Source organism: Marisediminitalea sp. (assembly GCF_984433645.1).
Genome location: NZ_CFIDRX010000214.1, coordinates 1 through 6,719, shown reverse-complemented (window position 1 = coordinate 6,719; position 6,719 = coordinate 1). Strand labels below are relative to the sequence as shown.

The following is a 6,719-nucleotide window of genomic DNA, read 5'->3' as shown; positions in this document are numbered from 1 at the left end:
ACGCCAAATTTAGCCATGGTATCCAGCGTGATGTCGATGTAGGGTTTCGATACCAACTCACCTTTAATGCTAATCACCGTGTCATCACTGAACAAAGGAGCAGACATCAGTAGTGCGGTCAAAAACTGACTGGAAACACTGCCGTCTACTGAGAGCTTACCGCCTTGCAGCGTTTTACCCGCTATATGTAGTGGCGGATACCCCTCGTTTTTAAGGTATTTGATATCAGCACCCGCTTCAAGCAAGGCATCAACCAGATCGCCAATCGGACGCTCTTCCATGCGAGGCTCGCCAGTCAGCGTGACGTTCACGCTGGATGCGGCCAGCGCTGCGCACAACGGACGCATAGCGGTACCAGCATTACCTAAAAACAGTTCCAGATGTTCAGCGTGATTAAACGCGCCACCTAGACCCTGAACAGTACATTCTGTTTTGCACTCGCTTAATTCGTAGCTTACACCTAGCTGAGTAAGCGCCTTTAACATGTGGCGAATATCATCACTGTCCAGCAGATTCGTCAGTGTGGTTGTCCCTTCAGCCAGTGCGGCAAGTAACAGTGCGCGATTTGACAGGCTTTTTGAGCCTGGTACGTTCACTTCGCCGTCTATAGACGTGACCGGCGTTAACGTTAACTGCTCTACTGTCATGCGTAGTGCTCCTCAAATTCACGCATGAATTTCACCAGTGCTTCTACACCTTCAACAGGCATCGCGTTGTAAATACTGGCGCGCATTCCGCCCACTGAACGGTGGCCTTTTAACGCCATTAGTCCGGCTTCTTTTGATTTCTCCAGGAAGACTTTGTCTAAGGCAGGATCAGCAAGATGGAACGGCACATTCATTATTGAACGGTTGTCAGGATGCACGTTATTGCGGTAGAACGACGAGTCATCAATAGCGCTATACAGCAAATCTGCTTTGTGCTGATTAATGCTGGCCATGGCTTCCACACCGCCCTGCTCTTTTAACCACTGGAATACCAGTCCGGCTAAATACCAGGAAAACGTAGGTGGTGTGTTGTACATAGAATCTTTTGAGGCCATCAACGCATAATCAAATATCGATGGCGTGCTCTGACGCGCTTTACCGATCAGATCGTCACGAACAATCACAAGCGACAGACCCGATGGACCGATATTCTTCTGTGCACCGGCGTAAATAACACCGTATTTGCTCACATCAATTGGCTTAGACAGGATATTTGAAGACATGTCAGCCACTAACGGCACGTCACCCGCCTCAGGTAGCCAGTCAAAAGCAATACCGTCAACAGTTTCGTTCGGGCAGAAATGTAAATAAGCCGCAGACTGATCTATGTCAGACAGTGCTGGCTTTGGCACGGTTTGAAAACCATTGTGCTCGGCCACCTGACCGATGATTTTAGCGTTGTTGTATTTGTTGGCTTCGTCTACTGCGCCGCTTGACCAGGAACCGCTTACCAGGTGCAACGAGGTATCATCACTGGTAGACAGGTTTAACGGCACCGCGGCAAACTGACCACGACCGCCACCTTGTAAAAACAGGACTTTGTAGTTGTCAGGTACCTTTAATAAATCACGCAGATCCTGCTCTGCCTGAGCAGCAATCTCGATAAAGTCGGCACCACGGTGGCTGACTTCCATGACTGAACAGCCACTGTCACGCCAGTTAATGAACTCTTGTTGTGCTTTGGCCATCACAGCTGCTGGCAGCATGGCAGGACCGGCACTGAAATTAAATACTTGTTTCATGAGCTTTCTTAAACACTGTTATGGAGGCCTTCCTGATCCGCCGGTCTCTGTTAGACCAACAAACAGCCAGGCTTCCCTGACGGCAAAAAAACAAGCGGCACATAGCCGCTCGTTCACCATTTATTGTCCTGTTGAATCAGGATTTATTCGTCTGTCGCAGGCTCATTATTATCACCGTCTGTTGCGGTGTTTGTGGTTTCCATTGCTTCACCATTTTCGTCAAGCTCTGGCAGGACTTCTTCTACTTCTTCGATACGCTGTAACGCCACTACATGCTCGTCGTCAGCAGTACGAATCAGTCGCACGCCCTGTGTATTTCGACCTACCGTTGATACTTCGCTAACGCGGGTACGAACTAAAGTACCGGCATCGCTTATCAACATAATTTCGTCGTTTTCGTCTACCTGAACCGCGCCAACAACCTTACCGTTGCGCTCAGATACTTTTATTGACACAACACCCTGTGTCGCACGGCTCTTCGCCGGGTAGTCTGCCAGTGGTGTACGCTTACCGTAACCGTTTTCAGTAGCGGTTAGAATAGCACCGTCACCTTTAGGTACAATCAGTGATACAACCTTCTGACCTTCCTGAAGCTTAATACCGCGTACACCGGTCGCAGTCCGGCCCATTGGACGTAGCGCATAAAGCTCCTCGCCTGTTTCTGGGTCCAGTTTTACCTCACCGGTTTCTGAGTCACGCAGTTTTTCGTTGAAACGAACAACCTTACCTTCATCAGAGAACAACATAATATCGTCATCGCCGTGTGTAATCGACACGCCAATCAACTCATCGCCATCGTTCAGGTTAACGGCAATAATACCGTTACTGCGCGGGCGAGAATACTGAGTCAGACTGGTTTTCTTCACCACACCATTGGCGGTGGCCATTAACACAAACTTGTCTTCTTCGAATTCTTTAATCGGCAGAATCGCGGTAATACGCTCGTCGTCTTCAAGCGGCAGAATATTCACAATTGGTCGACCACGAGCATTCCGGCTCGCGAGCGGCAACTGATACACTTTTAACCAGTACAGTCGACCACGGGTCGAGAAGCACAGAATATGGTCGTGAGTATTGGCTACCAACAGCTTTTCGATGAAGTCTTCGTCTTTCATCTTCGTTGCTGACTTACCTTTACCACCACGGCGCTGTGCTTCGTACTCAGTTAATTTCTGGTACTTAACATAGCCTTCGCGAGACAAGGTAACCACGACGTCTTCCTGCTCGATAAGATCTTCGATGTCGATGTCATGGCTCGCGGCTGTGATTTCTGTACGGCGCTCGTCGCCGAACTCGTCACGGATTTTTTCCAACTCTTCACGAATCACTTCCATCAGACGCTCAGGGCTGCCCAAGATATGCAGTAACTCTGCAATCAACTCAAGCAACGCCTTGTATTCATCAAGGATTTTTTCGTGTTCCAGGCCTGTCAGTTTATGTAAACGCAGATCCAGGATTGCTTGTGCCTGTTGTTCAGTCAGGTAATACTGACCATCGCGAATACCAAACTCTGGCGCTAACCAGTCAGGACGAGCAGCGTCGTTGCCGGCACGCTGCAGCATTTCTGCTACGTCGCCCAGCTGCCAGCCTTGTGATACTAATGCTTTCTTCGCATCAGCCGGGCTGGATGACGCTTTGATCAGGTCAATAACCGGATCAATGTTCGCCAGTGCAATCGCTAACCCTTCAAGGATATGCGCGCGCTCTCTGGCTTTGCGTAATTCAAATACGGTACGGCGGGTAACCACTTCACGGCGGTGAAGAATAAAGGCTTCCAGTGTCTGCTTTAAGTTGAAAACTTTGGGCTGACCGTTGTCCAGTGCCACCATGTTGATACCAAATACCGTTTGAAGCTGGGTATTGGCATAAAGGTGGTTAAGCAGAACTTCTGCAGATTCGTTACGTTTAACTTCAATAACAATGCGCATACCGTCTTTGTCAGACTCGTCGCGCAGTGCAGAAACACCTTCGATACGCTTTTCTTTAACCAGCTCAGCAATCTTTTCGATCAAGCGGGCTTTGTTAACCTGATACGGGATCTCGTTAATGATGATGGTTTCTTTACCGTTATCTTCGGTCTCAATTTCAGCACGCGCACGCAGGTAAATTTTACCACGACCGGTGCGATAGGCATCGTCAATTCCCTTACGGCCACTGATCATAGCAGCGGTTGGGAAGTCCGGGCCGGGAATGTATTCCATTAACTGATCGATACCCAGTGATGGGTCTTCGATAAGTGCAATACAGCCGTTAACCACTTCCGTTAAGTTATGTGGCGGGATGTTGGTCGCCATACCAACGGCGATACCCGAGGAACCATTAACAAGCAGGTTAGGTACTTTGGTTGGCAAAACCGCAGGGATCTGCTCGGTGCCATCGTAGTTCGGTACAAAATCTACCGTTTCTTTTTCAAGGTCGGCCAGCAACTCATGGGCGATTTTCGCCATGCGCACTTCGGTGTAACGCATCGCAGCGGCTGAGTCACCATCTACAGAACCAAAGTTACCCTGCCCGTCTACCAGCATGTAGCGCAATGAGAAAGGCTGTGCCATACGTACAATGGTATCGTATACGGCTGAGTCACCATGCGGGTGATATTTACCGATTACGTCACCGACCACACGGGCAGACTTTTTATAAGGCTTGTTGAAATCGTTTTTGAGTTCGTTCATCGCGAACAGCACACGGCGGTGTACTGGCTTTAAACCATCTCTTACGTCAGGCAGCGCTCGCCCAACTATAACGCTCATCGCATAGTCGAGATACGATGTTTTTAGCTCTTCCTCAATATTAATGGGGAGAATTTCTTTGGCGTTATCAGTCATAAACTGCTTGGTCCCTTATTATAAGTTTCTCGTGACAGGACAGTAATGTGACGTCCTTGCGTCATATTTCCCTTCCGACACGCATTTTGGGTCTTTTGATTAACCATTGAGTCTACCACCCAAAACAGCATTTATGTAGTGAATAATGTCGCGGATCGCAGCAAAAAAGCACGAGCGGACATTTTTTGTGCAATTACTCTTTGGCGATGAAATTTAGCCGTGAAGCAAATGTGGTTTTGAGGTATGTTGCGTTTCAAAGTACTTCTTATAAAGGTATTGGAAATCCCAATGTCATCTACTCAAAACGTTGACCAAACAGAAATCGACAAATTTTCGCAAATAGCTGAACGCTGGTGGGACCCGGAAGGCGAATTTAAGCCGTTACATATAATTAATCCACTTCGCCTTTCCTTTATAGAGACAGAAAGCGACGGTTTGTTCGGCAAAAAGATTCTGGATGTCGGCTGCGGCGGTGGCATTCTGGCGGAATCGCTCGCTCAACGTAGCGCAGATGTGACGGGTATTGATATGGCTGAAGCCTCGTTGGAGATAGCGCAGCTTCACGGCCTGGAATCTGGCATTAAAGTAGCGTACCACTGCACCAGTGCTGAGGCATTTGCAGCAGAACACGCCGGCAGCTTCGATGTTGTGACCTGTATGGAAATGCTGGAACACGTGCCCGACCCTGCCTCTGTGATCAAAGCCTGCACGGATTTGGTTAAGCCCGGAGGAAAAGTGTTCTTTTCTACTTTGAACCGCAATGTTAAATCCTACTTGCTGGGTATTGTCGCTGCGGAGTACGTACTGCAATGGGTACCCAAAGGCACGCATCAGTACCAACGTTTTATGAAGCCTTCAGAACTCATGAAGATCGCCGATCACGCCGGACTGATCCCACGATCGACGACGGGCATTCACTACGATCCGTTTAACCAGCAATTTTTGCTGTCGAATAAAAACATCGATGTGAACTATATTATTCATTGTGAGAAACCTGCTCTCTAACACAATATGTAGTGCTGTAAAATATAAAACAGCACTATATAGCGGTTTTTTATAAAAACGTTTTTTTCCGTCAAAAAAAATTTAAGCCGATCAAAAAAACGCAAAAATGCTTGCATTTATGCAAATGTCGCTAAGTTAGATGATAAACAGTTAGTCAACACTAACCAAAATATCTCTTGTGTTTGATCGGTGAATTAAGCACCAGATATTGGGTTGCAATAAAGGCAAAACCTCACTATCTTGTGGTTATCCGCACGTAGTCCTGTTCTGAGTCAGTTGAGTTTGAGGTCATCTGATCCCCCAGAACATTTGCGGATCGGTAGGATCAATCATCGATCCTACGGTAAGGAAAGCATTTAAAACAATAATTGGGCAATGCATCACCTGCCCCGCGACAAGCGCTAACAGACAAACGGCCAGTAAAAATGAATAACAATTTATCTGTCACCAAACGCAATGGTGAGAAAGAGCCCATTGATCTAGATAAAATTCACAAAGTCATCACTTGGGCAGCCAAAGACCTTCACAACGTCTCTGTTTCTCAAGTTGAAATCAAGGCACACATTCAGTTCTATGACGGCATTAAAACTGCTGAAATTCACGAAACACTGATTAAGTCTGCAGCTGACCTGATTTCTACCGATGCACCAGATTACCAGTATTTAGCCGCTCGCCTGGCGATTTTCCATCTGCGCAAGAAAGCGTTTGGCCAGTTTGAGCCGCCAGCGTTGTTTACGCACGTGGCCCGCATGGTGGACATGGGTAAATACGATCAGCACCTGCTGGAAGACTACACGCCAGAAGAATTCGCGGAAATGGATTCGTACATTGATCACTGGCGCGATATGAACTTCAGTTACGCTGCCGTAAAACAGTTGGAAGGAAAATACCTGGTTCAAAACCGGGTAACAGGCGAAATTTATGAAAGTGCTCAGTTCCTTTACATCCTGGTAGCCGCCTGTTTATTTGCGAACTACCCCAAATCTACGCGATTAGATTACATTCGCCGTTTCTACAATGCAGCTTCTACGTTCAAGATCTCATTGCCTACGCCTATCATGGCCGGTGTACGTACGCCTACCCGTCAGTTTAGTTCTTGTGTGTTAATTGAAACCGGTGACAGCCTGGACTCAATCAACGCAACAGCGAGTGCAATTGTA

5 protein-coding genes are annotated in these 6,719 nt (G+C 47.6%); 2 read left to right on the top strand and 3 right to left on the bottom strand.

The window, feature by feature from the left end:
* From AC4MRN_RS18680 to gyrA, 3 genes are all read right to left on the bottom strand, one after another.
* Positions 1–647, bottom strand: a 647-nt coding sequence (locus AC4MRN_RS18680) for a carboxyvinyltransferase (RefSeq protein WP_491204137.1), incomplete at its 3' end; no start/stop codon positions are given.
* Positions 644–1,729 (bottom strand): 3-phosphoserine/phosphohydroxythreonine transaminase, encoded by a 1,086-nt coding sequence (serC, locus tag AC4MRN_RS18675; RefSeq protein WP_491204136.1) that lies wholly within the window; start codon positions 1,727–1,729, stop codon positions 644–646. The genes AC4MRN_RS18680 and serC, both read right to left, overlap by 4 nt.
* Before the next feature lie 143 nt (positions 1,730–1,872).
* Positions 1,873–4,554 carry a DNA topoisomerase (ATP-hydrolyzing) subunit A gene (gyrA, locus tag AC4MRN_RS18670; RefSeq protein ID WP_073324611.1) on the bottom strand — a complete coding sequence of 894 codons (2,682 nt, stop codon included), beginning with the start codon at positions 4,552–4,554 and terminating at the stop codon, positions 1,873–1,875.
* Between the two features lie 288 nt (positions 4,555–4,842).
* On the opposite strand from gyrA, the gene ubiG reads away from it, so the two are divergent.
* The gene (gene ubiG, locus AC4MRN_RS18665; RefSeq protein WP_491204135.1) at positions 4,843–5,559 is read left to right on the top strand and encodes a bifunctional 2-polyprenyl-6-hydroxyphenol methylase/3-demethylubiquinol 3-O-methyltransferase UbiG; all 717 of its coding nucleotides are present in this window, start codon (positions 4,843–4,845) and stop codon (positions 5,557–5,559) included.
* A gap of 425 nt (positions 5,560–5,984) precedes the next feature.
* The coding region (locus tag AC4MRN_RS18660; RefSeq protein ID WP_491204134.1) for an ATP cone domain-containing protein at positions 5,985–6,719 on the top strand (735 nt) is incomplete at its 3' end.